This window comes from Citrobacter sp. Cf118, assembly GCF_030334095.1.
In the GTDB taxonomy this organism is placed as follows: Bacteria; Pseudomonadota; Gammaproteobacteria; order Enterobacterales; family Enterobacteriaceae; genus Citrobacter; species Citrobacter freundii.
This window is the reverse complement of the sequence record NZ_JAOWES010000087.1, coordinates 957,367-976,394: the sequence shown is the minus strand read 5'-3', so window position 1 is coordinate 976,394 and position 19,028 is coordinate 957,367. Positions and strand designations below refer to the sequence as shown.

Here is a 19,028-nt window from a genome sequence, read left to right as displayed (position 1 = left end):
GCTAAAAATGCTAGAAGTTGCTGTAAATTAAAAATGATAACGTTTGTTTCCCCAGACATAAAAAATTCCTTTTATTTAATGCAGCTAATGAGCACCTTTGCGAGGATCTCTATATCTGCTAATGCACACTCAAACGAACGATTACCGCCGTCAATTAGGAGCCGGCTTCCCGGAAGGCGAGTTAAAGTCCGAAGTAGAACCTGACCATCAATACTCACTAGCCATTTGCCATCACGGACATCTTCAAACTCGGTATCACAGATAAATTCTGAATCATGTTCTGCGACCACAATTGGTTTCCTAAGATTTTCTGGAAGAAATGCTTTATCGAAGATGTAAGAACCCGCCACTTTTAGCTTACCTGATGATACAACATGTCTATCAAGCTCTATGGTGTTTTCTTTTTGTGAGATTTCTCTGTGTCCTTCCCCACATGTAAGCCATTTTAGTGAGACTCCAGTTTCAAGGGCGCACTGGATTATCCAATCGGCAGGAAAGGTATCCCTCATGTACCGGTTAGCCAATGTACTTTTTGACACTTCTAAGTGGTCAGCAAGGGCTTGCCGTGTTGTAAAACCATATGCCTCGACCAATCGCTCAATCGCAGCCTTTCCACCCTGATTGGGATTTATTTTGATCTCGTTTGGGTACTTTGATGTTGACATATCTCTTATGCGATCCTAGTATCAATTTGGTTCCCATTTGGGGACTTATCACGATTACAAACGGCTCACCACAAGCCAATAGGAGATGTTGCATCATGACCCCTAATATTTCAATCACTCTGAACACACCGCACGTCACAATTGAACGCTATAGCGAGTTAACTGGCCTGCCTGTTGACACCATAAACGATATGCTTGCAGATGGTCGGTTGCCTCGTCACCGCCTGCGCAAAGATAAGAAGCGTGAAAAGGTAATGATTAACATCGTTGCTTTAACCGTTGATGCACTATCAGATTGCAACGTGACTATCAATTAGTTCCATTTTGAGACTTTACGGAGCAACTGACTATGTTTGACTATCGCATATCAAAACATCCTCACTTCAATGAGGCCTGCCGGACGTTCGCTCTACGCCACAATATGGCGAAGCTGGCAGAACGTGCAGGTATGAACGTTCAAACCCTGCGCAATAAGCTCAACCCGGAGCAACCACACCAGCTCACAGCACCAGATATCTGGCTGCTGACCGATCTCACCGAAGACTCAACACTGGTTGATGGATTTCTGGCGCAAATTCATTGCCTGCCATGTGTTCCGGTAAACGAAGTTGCAAAAGATAAATTACCTCATTACGTCATGAGCGCTACCGCAGAAATAGGTCGTGTTGCTGCCGGTGCTGTCTCTGGTGATGTGAAAACTACTGCAGGCCGCCGCGAGGTTATCAACAGCATCAACTCTGTCACGCGCCTGATGGCACTCACCGCAGTTTCATTACATGCGCGTTTGCAGGCGAATCCGGCGATGGCAAGCGCGGTAGATACCGTGACGGGCCTCGGCGCTTCGTTCGGTCTGATCTGAGGTGGCTATGCTGACTAAAGAACCATCTTTTGCATCACTGCTCGTTAAGCAAAGTCCTGCAATGCACTGCGGTCATGGCTGGATTATGGGGAAGGATGGCAAGCGCTGGCATCCATGCCGCTCTCAGGATGCTCTGCTGGATGAACTGTCCACTAAAAATCAGGGGAAACCATGGCTATTGAAGGCGATGCTGCGACTGTTCCGCTAAGCGCTGGCCTCCGCCTTAATGGGTTAAACCACATCGCGGAATTAAGGGCGAAAGTGTTTGGCTTAAATATTGATTCAGAACTGGGGCGCTTTATTAGCGATATGCGGGGCCAACGGGATATTAACCATGAGCAGAATAAACGCGCATTAGCTGCAATATTCTTTATGGCAAAGATTCCGGCGGAACGTCATAGCGTCAATGTTAGTGAGCTGACGACTGACGAAAAGCGGGAGCTGATTAAAGCAATGAACCATTTCCGTACAGTGGTGAGTTTATTTCCAAATCGGCTAGCCATGCCGAATTAATCCACAACCGAAATTAAAGGCGTAAACCCGCCGGGCTTCTTATTGCCCAAATTCAGGAGAAACAACAATGCGAAATATTGAAACCCGAATCACCAAAACAGGACCAGATGATGCTGGCCTTAACCAGATGCTGACTGATGCACGCATGGAAGAACGCCGTGCACGTGCTGCGGCAATGGCAGCCCGTCTTGATAGCCTGGCTTGCCATATCACGTCACGCCAGCTTAATCACGTTGAAGCGGCGGAGCTGCTGCGTATTGCGGCTGAAAACATTCAGAACGAAGCGCAGGAGATCCACTGATGGCTGATTCAATGGACCTTGTACAACAGCGCGTTGAAGAAGAACGCCAGCGCCACATTCACACCGCCCGCAACAGAGCGCCGGGCGTTTCTCGTGTTCTCTGCATTGATTGTGATGCACCGATCCCACCAGAACGCCGCCGTGCTATTCCGGGTGTGCAGTGCTGTGTCACCTGCCAGGAGATTGCGGAGCTGAAAGGCAAGCATTACGTAGGGGGTGCTGTATGAGCACTATCCTGAAATGGGCGGGTAATAAAACCGCCATCATGGCAGAACTGAAAAAACACCTTCCAGCAGGCCCGCGACTGGTTGAACCTTTCGCGGGTTCATGCGCTGTGATGATGGCGACAGACTATCCTCATTATCTTGTCGCGGATATTAATCCAGACCTGATTAATCTTTATCAGGTGATAAAGAATGATGTTGAATACTTCATCAAAGAAGGCCGATATCTTTTTGAAGCCCGTAATGATTCAGAGGCATATTATAAGACGAGACAGGAATTTAACTTGCGCCATGGTGGCGCAATTGAATGCGCATTGTATTTCTTATATTTAAATCGCCATGGTTATCGCGGACTGTGTCGCTATAACTTGAACGGCTATTTTAATGTTCCTTACGGTAATTATAAAAAACCGTACTTCCCTGAAAACGAAATACGCGCATTTGCAGAAAAAGCAAAACGCGCAACGTTTCTCTGCTCAAGCTATGACGAGACACTGGCACTGCTGCAGACGGGTGATGTGGTTTATTGTGATCCGCCATATGACGGCACGTTTAACGGATATCACACCGCTGGTTTTACAGAGGATGATCAGTACCATCTGGCGTCTATTCTTGAGCGTCGGTCATCAGAAGGTCATCCGGTTATTGTGTCCAACAGTGATACGTCTTTGACCAATTCGCTTTATCGTGATTTTACCCACCATCGTATAACCGCTAAGCGCAGCATGGGCGTGGCTGCCGGTGATAGTAAAACTGCAGTAGAAATCATTGCTACAAAATCAGCACACTGGCTTGGTGTTGATTTGTCATCTGGTCCTGATGTCTCGGTGGAAACTGAGGTGCGGGCGTGGCAGTGAGTAAATTCACATTACATCATGAACAAACCACCGGCGGCTCGAATGAGGCCGCCGTGGCCTTTCCATGGAATACCCCAAAAAAAGCGGTTAACCCGTATCTGGACCCGACGGACGTTGCGCCGGAGTCTGCGCTTTCAAACCTCATCACTCTGTATGCTGCGGATAATGAGCAGGAGCAACTGCGCCGTGAGGCGTTGAGTGATGAGGTTTGGGAACGCTATTTCTTTAATGAATCCCGTGATCCTATCCAGCGTGAAATTGAGCAGGAACGGCTGATTAGCCATGCCAAAATGGCCCGCGAACAGCAGCGCGTTAATCCCGATTTGGTGATTATTGCCGATGTAAGCGCCATGCCTGCCCATATCAGCAAGCCTCTGCTGGAGCGGATTAAATACTTCCATAGCCTGGGCAGGGCTAAAGCTTATTCCCGTTATCTGCGCGAAACAATCAGGCCTTGTCTTGAGCGGCTGGAGCGCGTACGTGACAGCCAGGTGTCAGCGTCTTTCCGGTTCATGGCGAGCCAGGACGGGCTAGAGGGGCTGCTGGTACTGCCTGAAATGAATCAGGAGCAGGTCAAGCGCCTTTCCACGCTGGTTGCGGCACATATGAGCATGTGTCTTGATGCGGCCTGCGGTGATTTGTTTGTCAGTGACGATGTTAAACCAGAAGAAATCCGCCAGGCATGGGAAAGGGTTGCTGCAGAAGCCATGCGCCTTGAGGTCATCCCGCCTGCCTTTGAGAAGTTACGCCGCAAAAAGCGCCGCCGCAAGCCGGTGCCTTATGAATTGATCCCACCGTCGCTGGCGCGCATGCTGTGTGCGGACTGGTGGTACCGCAAATTGTGGCAGATGCGCTGTGAGTGGCGGGAGGAGCAGCTGCGTGCCGTCTGCCTGGTCAACAAGAAAGCGTCCCCGTATGTCAGCTATGAAGCGGTGATCCATAAACGCGAGCAGCGCCGCAAATCGCTGGAGTTCTTCCGCTCGCATGAGCTGGTCAACGAAGACGGCGAAACGCTGGACATGGAAGACGTGGTGAACGCCAGCAACAGCAACCCGGCACACCGCCGTAATGAAATGATGGCCTGTGTTAAGGGACTGGAGCTGATCGCGGAAATGCGCGGAGACTGCGCGGTGTTTTATACCATCACCTGCCCGTCACGCTTCCATGCAACCCTCAACAACGGCAGACCTAATCCGAAGTGGACCAGCGCTACTGTCCGGCAGAGCAGTGATTATCTGGTTGATACATTCGCCGCTTTCCGCAAGGCCATGCACAAGGCCGGGCTGCGCTGGTACGGCGTCCGCGTTGCAGAGCCGCACCATGACGGCACCGTGCACTGGCATCTTCTGTGCTTTATGCGCAAAAAGGACCGTCGCCCCATCACCGCGCTGCTGCGTAAGTTTGCCATCCGTGAAGACCGCGAGGAGCTGGGCACCAATACCGGACCGCGCTTCAAGTCCGAGCTAATCAATCCGCGCAAGGGAACGCCGACCAGCTACATCGCCAAATACATCAGTAAGAACATCGATGGGCGCGGGCTGGCTAAAGAAATCAGCAAAGAAACCGGCAGATCACTGCGTGACAGCGCCGAGCATGTCAGCGCCTGGGCGTCACTGCACCGTGTCCAGCAATTTCGTTTCTTTGGTATTCCGGGGCGTCAGGCATACCGCGAGCTGCGCTTGCTGGCTGGTCAGGCGGCGAGAGTGCAGGGCGAACGCAAAGCGGGTGCGCCGGTACTGGATAATCCGCGTCTGGATGCGGTACTGGCAGCTGCAGATGCGGGTTGCTTTGCCACCTACATCATGAAGCAGGGCGGTGTACTGGTTCCCCGCAAACATCACCTTGTCCGCACGGCTTATGAGCTTAACGACGAACCGAGCGCCTACGGCGATCACGGTATCCGTATCTACGGCATCTGGTCCCCGATTGTAGAGGGCAAGATTTGCACGCACGCGGTGAAGTGGAAAAAGGTTCGTAAGGCCGTTGATGTTCAGGAGGCGGCAGCCGACAAGGGCGCTTGCGCCCCTTGGACTCGTGGCAATAACTGTCCCCCTGTTGAAAATCTGAACAAATCAGGGGGGGATTTACCTGATATTAAAACTATGGATGAGAAGGAGCTGCAGGAATATCTCCACAACATGGGCCAGAAGGAGCGGCGGGAGCTGACAGCCAGGTTGAGACTGGTAAAACCGAAGCGGAAAAAAGCATACAAACAGAGTATTTCGGATCAGCAGCGCCTGCTGCTTGAGGCAGAACTGACAGCCAGAGGGTTTGAAGGTAGTGCATCGGAGATTGATTTGCTTCTGCGTGGCGGCAGCATCCCATCCGGTGCCGGTTTACGTATTTTTTACCGTAACCAGCGGCTGCAGGAAGATGACAAATGGCGTCAGTGGTACTAAGACTGCCATTTAACATTTCGTGCTTTATTGACTGGGGTCAGTGCATCCAATTAACTGACAAAAAACAGTTTTACATTTTTCTGTTCCTACTATACTGTTTATATAAACAGTGGATATATGTACAGTAATTGTGTATCCGTGTAATGATAGGAGGGAAGATGCAGGACTATCTTTTGGAGTCATTGAAGCTCCAGCGTATTGATTTTTTTATCAAGCTTGTAGCGGCTAGTGAGTGCAGCGACGAAGAAAAGCGGCTGGCTATCCAGTGGGTGTCGGAATTGACGGACGAGCTAATGGCGAAAATTTACGCTCATGAAAGTTACCGCTCAAGTGATATGTCCAGTTGAATTTTCATTAGCTGTGATTATTGATTAGATAAATTTATAAACAGTAGCCTGCGTTAAGCCAATGGGTGACGCAGGTTTTCTGTATGTGACATAAGCCCTTGAAATTATCTCTAAGCAATTGTAATGTTGAGATTAATGGGTGATTATAATGGTATTTTTTATGGATGATTTAGAGAAAAAGTTCAGGTGTACACCTTTAGAGCATAAAAAATATCCAAAGAGATTAAGTGAATATATAAGTTTTTTAATAGGTAAAGGTCGAATTTTAGAGGCTAAATATTATTTTCAGATATTAATTAAATTGCGACCTGATAACTTAAATGCTAATATTTTAGGTTATGAGCTATCAATAAAATCTTTTGATAACGAAGGTGTGGCTAGATATGATAAATTTCTATGTGATAACTCTAAAAGAATTGTTGATGTACAGATTTTACAGTTGGAATATTATTACTCAGTAAACAATGTCAAGGGTTTTTCATTTGTCCTCGAACATATTTTATTAACTAGATTAAAACCAGATGTTTTAACCAAGGTTATTGGGCTTGTTGTTACTTTTGAATCGTATGTGTCAATCACAATGTTATTGTCATATCTCAAGAAAAATAAATTAAAACTAAACGCTAATGCTGAGGCACGAATAAAGAAAGTTGCTGTGCAGGAATTTACGGATACGCTAGTAAGGATTAAGTTATGAGTGCTTTTTTAGTTGTCCGGATATTGCAGTCTCAGAGTGTTTATCTGCCTCACACCTTAGTTTATTCTGAAGTGGAATTGAGAGGCCCGAGTGCAGATACAAGTGAGGAATCCAGCTTTTTTGAGTCTGTTGCAAAGAAGAGTTATCTTGACTATAACCATTACAAATTATGTGCAAGAATTGCTGCTATTGTAAATGCAAGCAATGTTGCTGATGCTTTAAATATTGCAGAAAATATATTTTCTGAAGTAATGGATGTCATCTCAATAAATTTTCCGATATCGAATTTTAATCTCTCACCTATAGGATTGGTTAAAAACTTGGATAGTGGGGCTATTCATCATATGAATGATGATAGCTTCAAACCATCCACAACATTTATGTTGCAACAAGGAATGATTCAAAAATATGATAATGATCATTATTTATTATCAAGGGATAATGAATTGAGTAAAAGATATTTGCGATCACTCCACTGGTTTAGAAATGCAAAGCATGAAAATAATAAGCAGCTAAAAATACTTTTTTATTGGTTTGCGCTTGAGGCTCTTCTTAAGGAGAATGAGTCCGATAATATCAGTGGGATGATTCGTTGGTTTCTAGGGTTTCCTAACGGGAAAAATAGTCAGGATGTGTCCCTGCATCTAATAAAAAATTTGGAATTACATGAGAGATATCATTTTTGGAAAAAGAAATTGCCAAGTGTTTTAGATCAAATTAGAGAGTTTAGAAATAACTCAGTTCATCATGGTTTTAGAAATATTGAGTTTGCCTCGTCTGAGCTTGATCTATTTTGCCAAGTGATGGTTCTGAGTGTATCAAGGTGCCAAGGGGCTGTGAGAAATGCAATTAACAATAATATAACAAGTATTTCTGAATTTAAAGAGTATATACCTGATATTTTTGAACTCAACACACATGTAATTAATGATACCCATGGAACAATAATTTATAGTCTTGAAGAGAAAGTTAAGTAGGCACACATTCTGAACTAAGGCCTCTAGTATCGGGAATTTTAGTTTCTTGATACGTTACATGTTCTGCCAGTTGCCGCATGAATTCGCATGATCGCCAGAAGATCTTTTATGCTTAGGCCTATCAGAAATGGCGGGGATTTGCTCAAATCATGCAGTGCATGAAAACCATTGCACAAAGCGGGCAGGCGTGGCGGGGATACGAGCGCGCGCTGATGGTTGTAAAGCAGAAGCGTTGATATCAAAATGTAATACGTCAAGGGCCTCGATTCGGCTCGGTTTATAGGGAATTAGTGGGGGATTGGGTCATGGCAACGTATGTAGACGACTGTCCGAGATGTGGTACACAAAAAATTGCTTTTGATGTACGTGGTGCAAACTGTTGTGGGACTTATCGGTCTTTTGATATGCAGGATATTCCTGTGTATGAAGTTTATTGTGTGTGCAGAGAATGCCATAAAACGACGCTTTTTCTTTGCGAAAATAAACAAAAAGAACAAGCATTGGATTCTTTTGATTGGAGGATGGCAATATTTGGGCTGAAGGATGTAGCCAGAGTAAAGCGTTGTATTTCTCCTGCAGATCTTATGGTTGGTGAACCGCCTGAATTTTTGCCTGCACATATAAATACTGCATATGAAGAAGGGGCAAAATGTTTGGCGATTGGCTGCTACAACGCAGCGGCCACTATGTTTAGGCTTTGTCTTGATTACGCAACAAAAGGGCTTATTCCAAATGGTGATGACGCGCCTGCGGCAAAAATAAAAAGAAGCCTTGGGCTAAGAATGGAATGGTTGTTTGAAAATAGTATTTTGCCTGAGTCCTTGAGAGAGTTGGCTGAATGTGTCAAAGATGATGGGAATGATGGTGCTCACGAAGGTATATTAGATAAGGATGCCGCTGAAGATTTAGAGGATTTCACCTACATTTTTCTTGAGCGTTTGTACACTGAGCCTCAGCGCCTTGTTGAGGCTAGAGCAAGGCGTGAGGCAAGAAAAAAGAAGGGAAACTAAGTTTAATCTACGTTTAGGCTGTATGGAGAGAATGAAATTACTTCTTCATCCAGCCATTCATTCAATTCCTGCAGTCGCTTCTGTAGTGGTATCAGCTCGTTGCGGACAAAGACGCGGCTGGCCTTTTCCACGTCACCAAAGCCGCCGGTATTGTTGGGAATGATGCCCATCATCTGCGGTGGAACACGGTGTGCTGCCATCATGTCATCGCGGCTCACGTTCTTGATGTTCAGAAACTCATCCTTTGCCGCCACCTCTGACAGTGGGATGATCTGAATCCCGTCCTTTTTGCCGTTCGGTGAGTACATAAATAGGTTGCGGAAGTTCCCCGGTCCTTTGGCACTTTTCATCGCCTGACGGATGTTGTTCACGTCCTCCTGATTCTGCGCGGCGTCGGTCATGTACATGATGAACCCCGCATGGCTACCGTTGATGTAATACTTCCGGCGGAACAAGGTGGCGGATTCGTTCAGTAGGGCGGAAGGGATGGCGGAGAGGTATTCCGGCAGACCGTAAATCTCCTGGTTTAAATCCGGCTCCATCAGGTGAAAGATGCTGCCTTTAGTGAACTCGTAGGGCTGCGTGGTCATACCGTATTGCACAAACCAGTAGGTATCCAGATCCACGCCGCGGCGGGTGAATTTCGCCAGCGATGGCTCCAGCGACAGAATACCGCCGAGCCGGTTCGTCCGTTTCTCCAGATAGGCGTTACCGAATACCAGATAGTCCTGCACAAAGCGGCTGAATGCCTGCTGGCTCAGCAGCGGATGCGGAATAAAGGTGCTGGTCAGAATGTTGCGCTTTACGGCAATCGGTGAGCTGTGATGCACGGCGGCGCGGTAGGTGCGAGCCAGCCCATCAAAGCTGACCGGCGGCTCATACCACCTGTCCATCTGCACACATTCAACATAGTCCAGCAACTCGCGGCGATCCAGCACAGGGATCGGATCGCCAAAGCTGAAAGCCTCGGCAGTTACGCCTGCGTTTTTAGGCGCCGTATCTTCTGTTGGCGTGGTGCTGGTTAAGGCTTCTGGTTCACTCATCAAAAAATCTCCACAATATTGCTGGTATTGGCGGATTCGCCCTGCAGCGGCTCGTTAAACAGTGCGTGCATCGTTGCCCAGGCCAAATCTGCGTGGCTGGCTTCTTCGCTGCGGCTGGCTTCGTAGGTAGGGCGGTTGCCGCTGGCGGTGGTGGCCCGGCGGATAGCCATAAAGGACTGCGCAATGTCGGTATGCCCGGCGTCGAACTCCAGACGGCGGTGGCTGATAATGTCGTATGCCTTAAGCACCAGGGCGTTTTTGACGTTAGGGTTGTAGACAAACTCCCGTACTGCTGGGAAAAAGTCTTTTACGTTCAGGTAAACACCGTGACCGACGCCGGTCGAGTCGATGCCGATATAGGTCACGTTGTACTGCTGCGTCAGCTTTTTGATAGCGTCAGCCTGGGCGCGGAAGTCCATCCCGCGCCACTGGTGCCGCTCAAGAATGCGGAACTTGCCGCCCGGCACGGTTGGCGGTGCCACCACCACGCACCCTGCGCTGTCACCGTTCTGCGTACCTTTCGCCGGGTCATAACCGATCCAGACTTCACGCCAGCCAAACGGACGCAGCGCCAGCGCCTGAAAATCAGTCCAGACTTCCCAGCTGTCCACCATGCAGGCCTGCAGCTCGCTGAGCGGGAACACTGACGCCAGATCGTCAATAAATTCACACATCAGCAGGTTCTGGTATTCGTCCGGGCTGTATTCCATGCGCAGCTGGTCGAGGTCAAACAGGTTACAGCCACCGCGCACCGCATCCTCAACGGTGACGATCTGGCGGTATTGTCCATCAGGGCAGAGCAGGCCGCGCGCAAGGTTACTGTGGGTCAGGTCAATATCCACCTTGTCCGCTTTGGCGCGGCCCCGGTTAAACAGCGCTCCGGACCAGAACGGATAGGCACTGTGGGTCAGGCTGGACGGCGTGGAAAAGTAGGTTTGTCGCCATTTCTTGTGAATGGCCATCCCGGAAGCCACCTTGCGCAGCTCCTGGAATTTCGGTATCCAAAAATATTCATCCAGGTACAGGTTGCCGTGGTAGCTCTGCGCCGTACGGGCATTGGTGCCGAGGAAGTACAATGCTGCGCCATTAGGTAGCACCATAGGATCGCCTTTCAGCTCCACCTCAACTTCTTTGGCAAAGTCGATGATGTACTGCTTAAAGACGTGCGCCTGTGCCTTACTGGCAGAAAGGAAAATCTGATTGCGTCCGGTCAGCAGGGCGTCAATCAATGCTTCACGGGCAAAATAAAACGTGGCGCCAATCTGGCGCGACTTGAGCAGATTGCGGATGCGGTTTGTTTTCCCGGCTTCAAACCAGTGACGCTGATAGTCGAACATTGAGGCATGGAAGACTTCTTCCAGTTTTTCGATCTGTTCGTCGGTGAAAACGTTCTTTTCCGGCTGCCTGCGCGGACCTTTGTTACGGTTAGCTACTTTCGGGTTTAAATCTGCTTCGTTCCCGCCGTCGTTAAATTTTCCGATCCGGGCGTGACGCTCTGACTGGCGCGCCAGCAGGTCAATTTCCTTGAAGTCTTTCCCTTCTTTCTGCTCCTTCATGATGAGCTGGCAGTAACGTGCGGCGGTGGTGAGCTGCATCTGATCCAGCGGCCCATAGTCGCCCCACTTGTCGCGTTTTTTCCAGCTGTGAACGGTTGCAACTTTTTCGCCCAGCATTTCAGCAATGCGGGCTACGCGGTATCCCTGAAAGTACAGCAGCATAGCCTGCCGACGGGGATCGAGGTCTGCGGGGGTCAGTGTCGTGTTCATGGCCCAAACATACGGCCTTGGATGGCGGCTTTCCCCGGCTGCGTTTTGTGTGGTTTACCGTACAAATACAGCGCGTTGTCTCACTCCCCCCATCACCGCAAACATAAGGCTCCAGTAAGTTATTTCTAACGGAGCACGGCTCATGACAGTGAAAGCAAAGCGTTTCCGTATCGGTGTGGAAGGTGCCACCACTGACGGGCGCGAGATCCAGCGTGAATGGCTGGTACAGATGGCTGCCAGCTACAACCCGGCGGTCTATACCGCGCTGATTAACCTTGAGCACATCAAGTCTTATTCCCCGGACAGTGCCTTCAACCGTTACGGCAAAGTGACGGCGCTGGTTGCGGAAGAAATCCAGGACGGTCCGCTGGCGGGCAAGATGGCGCTTTACGCCGATGTTGAACCGACGGACTCCCTGGTAGCGCTGGTGAAAAAAGGCCAGAAGCTTTTCACCTCCATGGAGGTCAGCCCGAAGTTTGCCGACACCGGTAAAGCCTATCTTGTGGGGCTGGCGGCAACAGACGATCCGGCGAGTCTCGGCACCGAAATGCTGGCATTCAGCGCCAGCGCCGCACATAACCCGCTGGCAAACCGTAAGCAGAACCCTGAAAACCTGTTTACCGCTGCCGAAGAAACGCAGATCGAACTGGAAGAAGCCCAGGACGAAAAAACGTCCCTCTTTGCCCGCGTAACCGCGCTGTTCACCAAAAAAGAGCAGACCGACGATGCGCGCTTCTCTGATGTGCATAAAGCCGTGGAACTGGTCGCCACCGAGCAGCAGAACCTGAGCGAACGCACTGACAAATCCCTGTCCGATCAGGACCTGCGCCTTTCTGAGCTGGAGTCATCCCTGCAGGAACAGCAGGCCGCTTTTGCCGAGTTACAGCAGCAGCTGAGCCGTGAAGACAGCCGCAAGGATTACCGCCAGCGCGCGCCGGGTGGTGACGCACCGGCAGGCACCCTGACCAATTGCTGATGGAGCATAAAACCCGATGAAAAAGAAAACCCGCTTTGCCTTTAACGCTTACCTGCAGCAGCTGGCGCGCCTGAACGGTGTGGAGGTTGAAGAACTCTCCAGCAAGTTCACTGTTGAACCGTCCGTGCAGCAGACGCTGGAAGACCAGATCCAGCAGTCCGCTGCTTTCCTGACGTTGATTAACATCACGCCGGTCACTGAGCAGTCCGGGCAGTTGCTGGGGCTGGGCGTGGGCAGCACCATTGCCGGAACCACCGATACCACCACCAAAGAGCGCGAGCCTACCGATCCGACGCTGATGGAAGACGTGGAATACAAATGCGAGCAGACCAACTTTGATACGGTGCTGACCTACGCAAAACTGGACCTGTGGGCCAAGTTCCAGGACTTCCAGGTGCGTATCCGCAACGCCATCGTCAAGCGTCAGGCGCTGGACCGCATCATGATCGGTTTTAACGGCGTGAAGCGCGCCAAAACGTCCAACCGTGCTGAAAACCCGCTGCTGCAGGACGTCAATAAAGGCTGGTTGCAGAAAATCCGCGAAGACGCGCCGGATCATGTCATGGGCAGCAAAAGCGCAGAAGACGGCACCACTACGGCGGAACCGGTAAAAGTAGGTCCGGGTGGTAAGTATCTAAATCTTGATGCGGTGGTGATGGATACAGTCAACGAGCTGATCGATGTGGAGTATCAGGATGATGACGAGCTGGTTGTTGTCTGTGGTCGTGAACTGCTGTCTGACAAGTATTTCCCGCTGGTCAACAAAGAGCAGGACAACAGCGAGAAAATCGCCGCCGATCTGATCATCAGCCAGAAACGCATGGGCGGCCTGCAGGCTGTGCGCGCGCCTTTCTTCCCGGCAAATGCCCTGCTGATCACCCGTCTGGATAACCTGTCCATCTACTGGCAGGAAGACACCCGCCGCCGTTCAGTTATCGACAACCCGAAACGCGACCGGATTGAAAACTTTGAATCCGTCAACGAGGCGTATGTGGTCGAGGACTACCGCTGCGCGGCGCTGGTAGAAAACATCGAAATCGGTGATTTCAGCGTGCCTGCCGCACCGGAAGGTGGGGAATAACGCATGAGCCTGAGTCCCGCACGGCAACACCGCCTGCGTATTCAGGCCGAACAGGCCGCCCGTGAGGGCGGCAGTGTTCGCCATGCGTCGGGTTATGACCTGATGCTGCTGCAACTGGCAGAAGATCGTCGCAGGCTTAAAGGCATCCAGTCCACGGTGAAAAAGGCGGAAATCAAGGTGGAGCTGCTGCCGAAATATTCTGCCTGGGCAGAGGGCGTGCTGGCTGCCGGAGGTGCGCAGCAGGATGACGTGCTGATGTACGTGATGTTGTGGCGTATCGACGCCGGTGATTATGCCGGTGCGCTGGAAATCGGGCGTCATGCGCTGCGCCATGGCTGGGTGATGCCTCTGGGCAACCGCAACGTGCAGACCGTGCTGGCAGAAGAAATGGCAGACGCGGCGCAAAGCGCTCTGTTAGCCGCTGCTGGTTTTGATGCCGATCTGCTTCTGCTGACGCTGGACCTGACAACCGATCTGGATATGCCGGACCAGTCGCGGGCACGCCTGCATAAAGCCATCGGCGCTGTACTGAGCGAAAGCAACCCGGCGTCTGCCCTGAATCACCTTACCCATGCGCTGCAGCTTGATCCCCGCTGTGGTGTGAAAAAAGAAAAGCAGCAGCTGGAGCGCAGACTGCGCAATGACAGCCGCTAACGAACGTGCCCCGCGCACGGGCGGCACGGGATGGCGAAAGGCACTGCCACATCAAAATTCCGTCCACCGCCCACTTATTCAGGAGAAAGCCGCATGAAGTTTGTTGCGCCCGAACAGACACCGGAACAGGCGGAGGTCATCAAAAATACGCCGTTCTGGCCTGATGTGGACCTGTCGGAATTTCGCAGTGTGATGCGCACTGACGGCACGGTGACGCAGCCGCGTTTAAAGCAGGTTGTGCTGACGGCTATTTCTGAGGTTAACGCTGAGCTGTACGACTTCCGCAACCGCCAGCAGTTGCTGGGCTACCGGGCACTGGCTGAGGTTCCGGCGGACATGCTGGACGGCAAAAGCGAGCGTATCCGGCACTACCACAACGCCGTTTTTTGCTGGGCGCGCGCTGTGCTCAATGAGCGTTATCAGGACTATGATGCCACGGCGTCAGGCGTGAAGCGAGGGGAGGCGCTGGCGGAGGCCAGCGGTGATCTGTGGCGTGATGCCCGCTGGGCTATCAGCCGGGTGCAGGATGCGCCGCACTGTACGGTGGAGCTTATCTGATGAAAGTGCGTGCGCATCAGTATGACACTGTGGACGCGCTGTGCTGGCGGCACTACGGGCGCACGCAGGGTGTCACTGAGCAGGTATTGCGGGCAAATCCGGGGCTGGCTGAATACGGCCCCTTTTTACCTCACGGGTTGCAGGTGGAGCTGCCGGATATAACGGAAACGCCCACCGTGCAGACCGTTCAGCTATGGGACTGAATCATGACGCTTGAACGAATCAGCGCTTTTATCACGTATTTCATCGCCGCGGTGCTGGCATGGATGGGGGACCTGTCCATCAAGGATGCCTCCACGGTTGGCGGTGTGTTGATTGGCGTGCTGATGATGCTGATCAACTGGTACTACAAACACAAAACTTTCCAGCTGCTGCGTGACGGGAAGCTCTCACGGGAGGCGTATGAATCCATCAATCGTTAAGCGCTGCCTGGTGGGCGCGGTGCTGGCAATCGCCGCCACGCTACCGGGATTTCAGACCCTCCACACCTCGCTGGATGGCCTGAAACTGATTGCCGATTACGAAGGCTGTCGCCTGCAGCCGTACCAGTGCAGCGCGGGGGTGTGGACCGATGGCATCGGTAACACCTCCGGCGTGGTGCCGGACCGGGGTATCACTGAACTCCAGGCGGCGCAGGGGCTTATCACTAATGTGCTGAAAGTGGAAAGGGCCCTGGAAAAATGCGTGCTGCAGACGATGCCGCAAAAGGTCTATGACGCGGTGGTGTCGTTCGCGTTCAACGTCGGCACGGGCAGTGCCTGCAGCTCCACGCTGGTTAAGTTGCTCAATCAAAAGCGCTGGGTGGAGGCGTGTCGGCAGTTGCCGCGCTGGGTGTACATCAAGGGCGTGTTTAATCAGGGGCTGGACAACCGCCGCGGGCGGGAAATGGCCTGGTGTCTGAAAGGGGCGGGCGCATGACGCGCACCCTTGCTGTGATGCTGGCGCTGGTAGTGGCGGCGCTGGGCTTGCAGTCGTGGCGGCTCAATAACGCCAGCCACACCATCAAAACTCAGGGCGCTGCGCTGGAGAGTAAAACCCAGGAGCTGACGAAGAAAAACAGCCAGCTGATCGGCCTGTCCATTCTGACCGAAACCAACAGCCGGGAGCAGACGCGGCTCTATGCAGCGGCAGAAGATACGCGCGCATTGCTGCATCAGCGGCAGAACCGGATCGAGGAGCTTAAACGTGAAAACGAAGATTTGCGCCGCTGGGCTGACACTCTTTTGCCTCCTGATGTTGTCAGGCTGCGCGAAAGACCCGCCATCACCGGAGGTGCAGCTTACCGTGAGTGGCTGTCCAAAGGTGACGCAGTGCCGCCTGGAAAGGTCAGCGCCGTGCAGTAACGGCGATCTGCTGACCCTGCTGGATGAAACGGAGGCCGCCTGGGCGGTCTGTGCAGACAAAGTGGACACCATTGTGTCATGCCAGGAGCGAGACAGTGAACAAGCCGCAATCCCTGCGCGCAGCGCTAAATAAGTCAGTGGCCTATGTCCGGGACAACCCGGACAAGCTGCACCTGTTTGTGGATAAAGGCTCACTGGTGGCAACCGGTGCCAGCTCCATGTCATGGGAATACCGTTACACCCTGAATGTGGTGATTGAAGACTTCAGCGGCGATCAAAATCTGCTGATGGCCCCGGTGCTGCTGTGGCTGATGGAGAATCAGCCGGATGCCATCAACAACCCGGATCTGCGCGAAAAGCTGTTTTCCTTTGAGGTGGATATTCTGCGTAATGACATTTGCGACATCAGCCTGGACCTGCAGCTGACGGAGCGCATTCTGGTGAGTTCGCAGGGCGGGACCTCAACCGTTGAAGCGGAGCCGGAGCCTGATGAACCGGAAGAAATGTGGACGGTGAATCGTGGATGAGCTGCAGAAAGTAGACGCCTGGCTGGCAGCGCTGCTGGCAAATTTGGAACCAGTAGCACGTAGCCGAATGATGCGAGAGCTCGCGCAACAGTTACGCCGGACCCAGCAGAACAACATTCGGCTGCAGCGTAATCCTGATGGCACGGGTTTCGAGCCTCGCCGGGTGACAGCCCGAACGAAAAAGGGCCGCATTAAGCGGCAGATGTTCGCCAAACTCCGCACCACGAAATACCTGAAAACCGCCGCTACTGCCGATTCTGCAAGTGTCGAGTTTGTCGGGCAGGTGCAGCGGATTGCACGGGTACATCATTACGGCTTACGGGATCGTGTAAGCCGTCGGGGGCCGGAAGTGCGTTATGCTGAGCGAAGATTGCTTGGGCTTAATGATAAAATGCGAATCTCAGTAGAAGATATTCTACTTCGTTGGATTAATCGTAATTAGAGTCTTGATGTTATATGGTTGTTGCGATTGAAAACATAAAAGGAGTATTTAAATACTCCTTTTATGCATGTAGTTTAGTCAGTGGTCGAGCTTTTGTTAATTTGCAAGTAATTGGGTATGTCAAAGTATTGTTCTTGATCTTTATTAAAGTGCTCTATTTTTATTGGTGAGTTAGGTGTGTTGATAGCTATGTGGTCTAATAATTCATTAAGGATCGTGTGGTTGTTGTCGCCGAGGAAATGATTTGCGAGATTTGCACAGATTAATGATTCGAAAAATTCAGAAAGTTTAATTTTTTTCTTTTGATACTTAGATTGAATGTATGCTTTGAACGATGCGTAGTACTCATTGATACTCTCGAGTTTTACTCCGCACATAGTGTTGATAAGCAACATTTCTATTCCTTTACTATCATAAAAATGTGTGTGCTTTTGTATTGTCTTGTCATACGACTCATCTAGAGTGAATCTATAAATGGCTGACAATAGAGTCAGTATTGACATGAGTATTCGTATGTCATCTTTATTATTTTCAGTTGCAAGTCGATTTCCGATTTCATTTACAACCAGTTGCATGTTTGGTATTTCATGTTTTCCATTAATAATTCCGTGCTCGATTCGAGATAGGACGGCAGAAAACATCGAAATATAATTTCCTTTGACTAATGCTCTTACATCATGCATCCAATATTCTTCTGACATGCGAGCAAATCTAACACCAGGAATAATTCTCATTATATCTAGATCTTCCTTCTCACAGAATGGCATGTCATTAACAAATTTAAGTATGACCTCTCTATTAACTGCTGCCAATCCATTGAAAGTTAGGTGAGGTTTTTCGTCAACCTCAACGCAGTAGTTAAGGTTGTGAGGCTCAGCTATTTCAGGTGGTAATGGTTTAAGTACATGTACATATTTTGAACGGAGATTGTATGCATTTTTTATGGCTATTTTGAGTTCATTTTCACCGGCTAACCGAAAACTCTTGTCTTTTGCATTGTAAAAATCTCTATCCAAAGAGTTCATTGTTGTAGTAAGGAACTTGCGACTCAAAGCTAAATGCTCATGACTAATAATTTCATCTCTTATTGAGTTTGCTATAGAGTCATCTAGATTTTTTATTATTTCATCTAAATTTTTTCTTTTTCTTGGATCAATATCTCCCCAGTTTATTTCAGATTCGAGGGCGTCTTGAGATAATGATTCAATTGAAGCAACAAATAATGTATATGCCGCATCTAAATCATCAGATATTCTAATTGCTGCAGTGACATATCGTCGTATTGCTTGAATGGATTTTTCATAATAAGCTCTTGGCGAGTTTACTAATTTACTAAAAAACAATTGAAAAGCTAAAGCTTGCTCCTGCGTGATGGTTATTCTTTCATCGAAAAATTTGCTTAAATAATCACGAGTTGCATTTCCAGCTATTCTTTCGCCGCTTAGTAATTGTTTTGTAAATGATTGGGATGTTGTACATAGGCCACAAAAATAAAAGGATATTACGTGAGCAAGATCATTCATTAAATCTTGGCCGGTTGTAGAAATGAATGGGGCTAGGCTCCCGTCAGGGTTCTTAGATGGTTGTCTCTCTTCGATTTCACATATGATGACTTTAGGGGATAGATACATTGATGATGGCAATAATTTTCCGATGCAAAAATCAATACCTTCTCTCGGTATAGATAAGTTTGTATACAGAGGAGTCCTATGATGGGTTTTATACAAATTATCCGTTTTTAAAAAATTTCCATTGCAGAGTTGCAGCATAAGTAGCACCTGAGGTGGTT

General features: G+C 49.9%; 27 protein-coding genes. 23 read left to right on the top strand and 4 right to left on the bottom strand.

The genetic code is table 11. The annotated features are described in order from the left end of the window. Window positions 1-71 precede the first annotated feature (71 nt). A complete protein-coding gene (locus tag OGX67_RS20045) occupies window positions 72-632 on the bottom strand; it encodes a phage repressor protein CI (protein WP_257651883.1) in 561 nt (186 codons plus the stop codon). Between the two features lie 128 nt (window positions 633-760). Between OGX67_RS20045 and OGX67_RS20040 the strand changes: the two genes are divergently transcribed. The 12 genes from OGX67_RS20040 to OGX67_RS19985 all read left to right on the top strand — a co-directional run bounded on the left by OGX67_RS20040 (window position 761) and on the right by OGX67_RS19985 (window position 8,849). Beyond that, entirely contained in the window at window positions 761-982 is a 222-nt protein-coding gene (locus tag OGX67_RS20040; protein ID WP_012016743.1) for a MerR family transcriptional regulator, read from the top strand. Window positions 983-1,014: 32 nt separating this feature from the next. Next, the gene (locus OGX67_RS20035) at window positions 1,015-1,524 is read left to right on the top strand and encodes a phage regulatory CII family protein (protein ID WP_286527071.1); all 510 of its coding nucleotides are present in this window, start codon (window positions 1,015-1,017) and stop codon (window positions 1,522-1,524) included. 7 nt (window positions 1,525-1,531) lie between these two features. Next, window positions 1,532-1,732, top strand: a complete 201-nt coding sequence (locus OGX67_RS20030; protein ID WP_023184690.1) for a phage filamentation protein Fil family protein — start codon at window positions 1,532-1,534, stop codon at window positions 1,730-1,732. Next, window positions 1,696-2,037 (top strand): DUF5347 family protein, encoded by a 342-nt coding sequence (locus tag OGX67_RS20025; RefSeq protein WP_257651835.1) that lies wholly within the window; start codon window positions 1,696-1,698, stop codon window positions 2,035-2,037. Before OGX67_RS20030 ends, OGX67_RS20025 begins: the two co-directional genes overlap by 37 nt. Before the next feature lie 67 nt (window positions 2,038-2,104). Beyond that, window positions 2,105-2,338 carry a DUF2732 family protein gene (locus OGX67_RS20020; RefSeq protein WP_001244238.1) on the top strand — a complete coding sequence of 78 codons (234 nt, stop codon included), beginning with the start codon at window positions 2,105-2,107 and terminating at the stop codon, window positions 2,336-2,338. Continuing rightward, complete coding sequence (locus OGX67_RS20015) at window positions 2,338-2,565, top strand: TraR/DksA family transcriptional regulator (RefSeq protein WP_257651836.1); 228 nt, start codon at window positions 2,338-2,340, stop codon at window positions 2,563-2,565. The genes OGX67_RS20020 and OGX67_RS20015 overlap by 1 nt, the downstream gene beginning before the upstream one ends. Continuing rightward, a complete protein-coding gene (locus OGX67_RS20010; RefSeq protein WP_257651837.1) occupies window positions 2,562-3,419 on the top strand; it encodes a DNA adenine methylase in 858 nt (285 codons plus the stop codon). The genes OGX67_RS20015 and OGX67_RS20010 overlap by 4 nt, the downstream gene beginning before the upstream one ends. Continuing rightward, complete coding sequence (locus OGX67_RS20005; RefSeq protein WP_257651838.1) at window positions 3,410-5,818, top strand: replication endonuclease; 2,409 nt, start codon at window positions 3,410-3,412, stop codon at window positions 5,816-5,818. Before OGX67_RS20010 ends, OGX67_RS20005 begins: the two co-directional genes overlap by 10 nt. 158 nt (window positions 5,819-5,976) lie before the next feature. Further along, window positions 5,977-6,165, top strand: coding sequence for a hypothetical protein (locus tag OGX67_RS20000; RefSeq protein ID WP_151225021.1), 189 nt, complete (start codon window positions 5,977-5,979; stop codon window positions 6,163-6,165). A gap of 160 nt (window positions 6,166-6,325) precedes the next feature. Continuing rightward, complete coding sequence (locus OGX67_RS19995) at window positions 6,326-6,862, top strand: hypothetical protein (protein ID WP_257651839.1); 537 nt, start codon at window positions 6,326-6,328, stop codon at window positions 6,860-6,862. Then, the gene (locus OGX67_RS19990; protein WP_257651840.1) at window positions 6,859-7,839 is read left to right on the top strand and encodes a HEPN domain-containing protein; all 981 of its coding nucleotides are present in this window, start codon (window positions 6,859-6,861) and stop codon (window positions 7,837-7,839) included. Before OGX67_RS19995 ends, OGX67_RS19990 begins: the two co-directional genes overlap by 4 nt. A 305-nt stretch (window positions 7,840-8,144) precedes the next feature. Then, entirely contained in the window at window positions 8,145-8,849 is a 705-nt protein-coding gene (locus OGX67_RS19985) for a DUF4145 domain-containing protein (RefSeq protein WP_137347562.1), read from the top strand. Between the two features lie 2 nt (window positions 8,850-8,851). Here the strand turns inward: OGX67_RS19985 and OGX67_RS19980 are convergent, their stop codons facing one another. Both OGX67_RS19980 and OGX67_RS19975 read right to left on the bottom strand, forming a co-directional pair. Next, a complete protein-coding gene (locus OGX67_RS19980) occupies window positions 8,852-9,892 on the bottom strand; it encodes a phage portal protein (RefSeq protein ID WP_257651841.1) in 1,041 nt (346 codons plus the stop codon). Continuing rightward, entirely contained in the window at window positions 9,892-11,658 is a 1,767-nt protein-coding gene (locus tag OGX67_RS19975; RefSeq protein ID WP_257651842.1) for a terminase ATPase subunit family protein, read from the bottom strand. The genes OGX67_RS19980 and OGX67_RS19975 overlap by 1 nt, the downstream gene beginning before the upstream one ends. A gap of 142 nt (window positions 11,659-11,800) precedes the next feature. Here OGX67_RS19975 and OGX67_RS19970 point away from each other — a divergent pair, with 142 nt between their 5' ends. The 11 genes from OGX67_RS19970 (at window position 11,801) to OGX67_RS19920 (ending at window position 17,239) form a co-directional block, all read left to right on the top strand. After that, window positions 11,801-12,634 (top strand): GPO family capsid scaffolding protein, encoded by an 834-nt coding sequence (locus OGX67_RS19970; RefSeq protein WP_286527061.1) that lies wholly within the window; start codon window positions 11,801-11,803, stop codon window positions 12,632-12,634. Between the two features lie 16 nt (window positions 12,635-12,650). Then, the gene (locus OGX67_RS19965) at window positions 12,651-13,715 is read left to right on the top strand and encodes a phage major capsid protein, P2 family (RefSeq protein ID WP_286527059.1); all 1,065 of its coding nucleotides are present in this window, start codon (window positions 12,651-12,653) and stop codon (window positions 13,713-13,715) included. 3 nt (window positions 13,716-13,718) lie between these two features. Then, complete coding sequence (gene gpM / locus OGX67_RS19960) at window positions 13,719-14,369, top strand: phage terminase small subunit (RefSeq protein ID WP_286527057.1); 651 nt, start codon at window positions 13,719-13,721, stop codon at window positions 14,367-14,369. Window positions 14,370-14,462: 93 nt separating this feature from the next. Then, entirely contained in the window at window positions 14,463-14,927 is a 465-nt protein-coding gene (locus OGX67_RS19955) for a head completion/stabilization protein (protein ID WP_286527055.1), read from the top strand. Continuing rightward, the gene (locus OGX67_RS19950; RefSeq protein ID WP_166515006.1) at window positions 14,927-15,130 is read left to right on the top strand and encodes a tail protein X; all 204 of its coding nucleotides are present in this window, start codon (window positions 14,927-14,929) and stop codon (window positions 15,128-15,130) included. The genes OGX67_RS19955 and OGX67_RS19950 overlap by 1 nt, the downstream gene beginning before the upstream one ends. A gap of 3 nt (window positions 15,131-15,133) precedes the next feature. After that, on the top strand, window positions 15,134-15,349 hold the full coding sequence (locus OGX67_RS19945) for an HP1 family phage holin (protein ID WP_286527049.1): 216 nt from the start codon (window positions 15,134-15,136) through the stop codon (window positions 15,347-15,349). Further along, window positions 15,330-15,845, top strand: coding sequence for a lysozyme (locus tag OGX67_RS19940; protein WP_286527047.1), 516 nt, complete (start codon window positions 15,330-15,332; stop codon window positions 15,843-15,845). Before OGX67_RS19945 ends, OGX67_RS19940 begins: the two co-directional genes overlap by 20 nt. Further along, on the top strand, window positions 15,842-16,270 hold the full coding sequence (gene lysB / locus OGX67_RS19935; RefSeq protein WP_286527045.1) for an Rz-like lysis system protein LysB: 429 nt from the start codon (window positions 15,842-15,844) through the stop codon (window positions 16,268-16,270). Before OGX67_RS19940 ends, lysB begins: the two co-directional genes overlap by 4 nt. After that, window positions 16,161-16,403: an Rz1-like lysis system protein LysC gene (gene lysC / locus OGX67_RS19930; protein ID WP_286527043.1), complete on the top strand. Its 243-nt coding sequence runs from the start codon at window positions 16,161-16,163 to the stop codon at window positions 16,401-16,403. Before lysB ends, lysC begins: the two co-directional genes overlap by 110 nt. Next, window positions 16,366-16,797: a phage tail protein gene (locus tag OGX67_RS19925; RefSeq protein WP_257651843.1), complete on the top strand. Its 432-nt coding sequence runs from the start codon at window positions 16,366-16,368 to the stop codon at window positions 16,795-16,797. Before lysC ends, OGX67_RS19925 begins: the two co-directional genes overlap by 38 nt. After that, on the top strand, window positions 16,790-17,239 hold the full coding sequence (locus OGX67_RS19920) for a phage virion morphogenesis protein (RefSeq protein WP_257651844.1): 450 nt from the start codon (window positions 16,790-16,792) through the stop codon (window positions 17,237-17,239). Before OGX67_RS19925 ends, OGX67_RS19920 begins: the two co-directional genes overlap by 8 nt. A gap of 74 nt (window positions 17,240-17,313) precedes the next feature. On the opposite strand, the gene OGX67_RS19915 is transcribed toward OGX67_RS19920, so the two are convergent. Then, window positions 17,314-19,008, bottom strand: a complete 1,695-nt coding sequence (locus OGX67_RS19915) for a hypothetical protein (RefSeq protein ID WP_257651845.1) — start codon at window positions 19,006-19,008, stop codon at window positions 17,314-17,316. Window positions 19,009-19,028 lie beyond the last annotated feature (20 nt).

What these genes read in the sequence shown, in the direction of transcription:
- lysB (WP_286527045.1), top strand. Translation starts at nt 15,842, where the DNA reads ATGACGCGCACCCTTGCTGTGATGCTGGCGCTGGTAGTGGCGGCGCTG.
- gpM (WP_286527057.1), top strand. Translation starts at nt 13,719, where the DNA reads ATGAGCCTGAGTCCCGCACGGCAACACCGCCTGCGTATTCAGGCCGAA.
- OGX67_RS20010 (WP_257651837.1), top strand. Translation starts at nt 2,562, where the DNA reads ATGAGCACTATCCTGAAATGGGCGGGTAATAAAACCGCCATCATGGCA.
- OGX67_RS19965 (WP_286527059.1), top strand. Translation starts at nt 12,651, where the DNA reads ATGAAAAAGAAAACCCGCTTTGCCTTTAACGCTTACCTGCAGCAGCTG.
- OGX67_RS19970 (WP_286527061.1), top strand. Translation starts at nt 11,801, where the DNA reads ATGACAGTGAAAGCAAAGCGTTTCCGTATCGGTGTGGAAGGTGCCACC.
- OGX67_RS20030 (WP_023184690.1), top strand. Translation starts at nt 1,532, where the DNA reads ATGCTGACTAAAGAACCATCTTTTGCATCACTGCTCGTTAAGCAAAGT.
- OGX67_RS20015 (WP_257651836.1), top strand. Translation starts at nt 2,338, where the DNA reads ATGGCTGATTCAATGGACCTTGTACAACAGCGCGTTGAAGAAGAACGC.
- OGX67_RS19945 (WP_286527049.1), top strand. Translation starts at nt 15,134, where the DNA reads ATGACGCTTGAACGAATCAGCGCTTTTATCACGTATTTCATCGCCGCG.
- OGX67_RS19990 (WP_257651840.1), top strand. Translation starts at nt 6,859, where the DNA reads ATGAGTGCTTTTTTAGTTGTCCGGATATTGCAGTCTCAGAGTGTTTAT.
- OGX67_RS20020 (WP_001244238.1), top strand. Translation starts at nt 2,105, where the DNA reads ATGCGAAATATTGAAACCCGAATCACCAAAACAGGACCAGATGATGCT.
- OGX67_RS19940 (WP_286527047.1), top strand. Translation starts at nt 15,330, where the DNA reads ATGAATCCATCAATCGTTAAGCGCTGCCTGGTGGGCGCGGTGCTGGCA.
- OGX67_RS20025 (WP_257651835.1), top strand. Translation starts at nt 1,696, where the DNA reads ATGGCTATTGAAGGCGATGCTGCGACTGTTCCGCTAAGCGCTGGCCTC.
- OGX67_RS19985 (WP_137347562.1), top strand. Translation starts at nt 8,145, where the DNA reads ATGGCAACGTATGTAGACGACTGTCCGAGATGTGGTACACAAAAAATT.
- OGX67_RS19995 (WP_257651839.1), top strand. Translation starts at nt 6,326, where the DNA reads ATGGATGATTTAGAGAAAAAGTTCAGGTGTACACCTTTAGAGCATAAA.
- OGX67_RS19950 (WP_166515006.1), top strand. Translation starts at nt 14,927, where the DNA reads ATGAAAGTGCGTGCGCATCAGTATGACACTGTGGACGCGCTGTGCTGG.
- OGX67_RS20035 (WP_286527071.1), top strand. Translation starts at nt 1,015, where the DNA reads ATGTTTGACTATCGCATATCAAAACATCCTCACTTCAATGAGGCCTGC.
- lysC (WP_286527043.1), top strand. Translation starts at nt 16,161, where the DNA reads ATGTTGTCAGGCTGCGCGAAAGACCCGCCATCACCGGAGGTGCAGCTT.
- OGX67_RS20040 (WP_012016743.1), top strand. Translation starts at nt 761, where the DNA reads ATGACCCCTAATATTTCAATCACTCTGAACACACCGCACGTCACAATT.
- OGX67_RS19915 (WP_257651845.1), bottom strand. Translation starts at nt 19,008, where the DNA reads ATGCTGCAACTCTGCAATGGAAATTTTTTAAAAACGGATAATTTGTAT.
- OGX67_RS19955 (WP_286527055.1), top strand. Translation starts at nt 14,463, where the DNA reads ATGAAGTTTGTTGCGCCCGAACAGACACCGGAACAGGCGGAGGTCATC.
- OGX67_RS20000 (WP_151225021.1), top strand. Translation starts at nt 5,977, where the DNA reads ATGCAGGACTATCTTTTGGAGTCATTGAAGCTCCAGCGTATTGATTTT.
- OGX67_RS19980 (WP_257651841.1), bottom strand. Translation starts at nt 9,892, where the DNA reads ATGAGTGAACCAGAAGCCTTAACCAGCACCACGCCAACAGAAGATACG.
- OGX67_RS19975 (WP_257651842.1), bottom strand. Translation starts at nt 11,658, where the DNA reads ATGAACACGACACTGACCCCCGCAGACCTCGATCCCCGTCGGCAGGCT.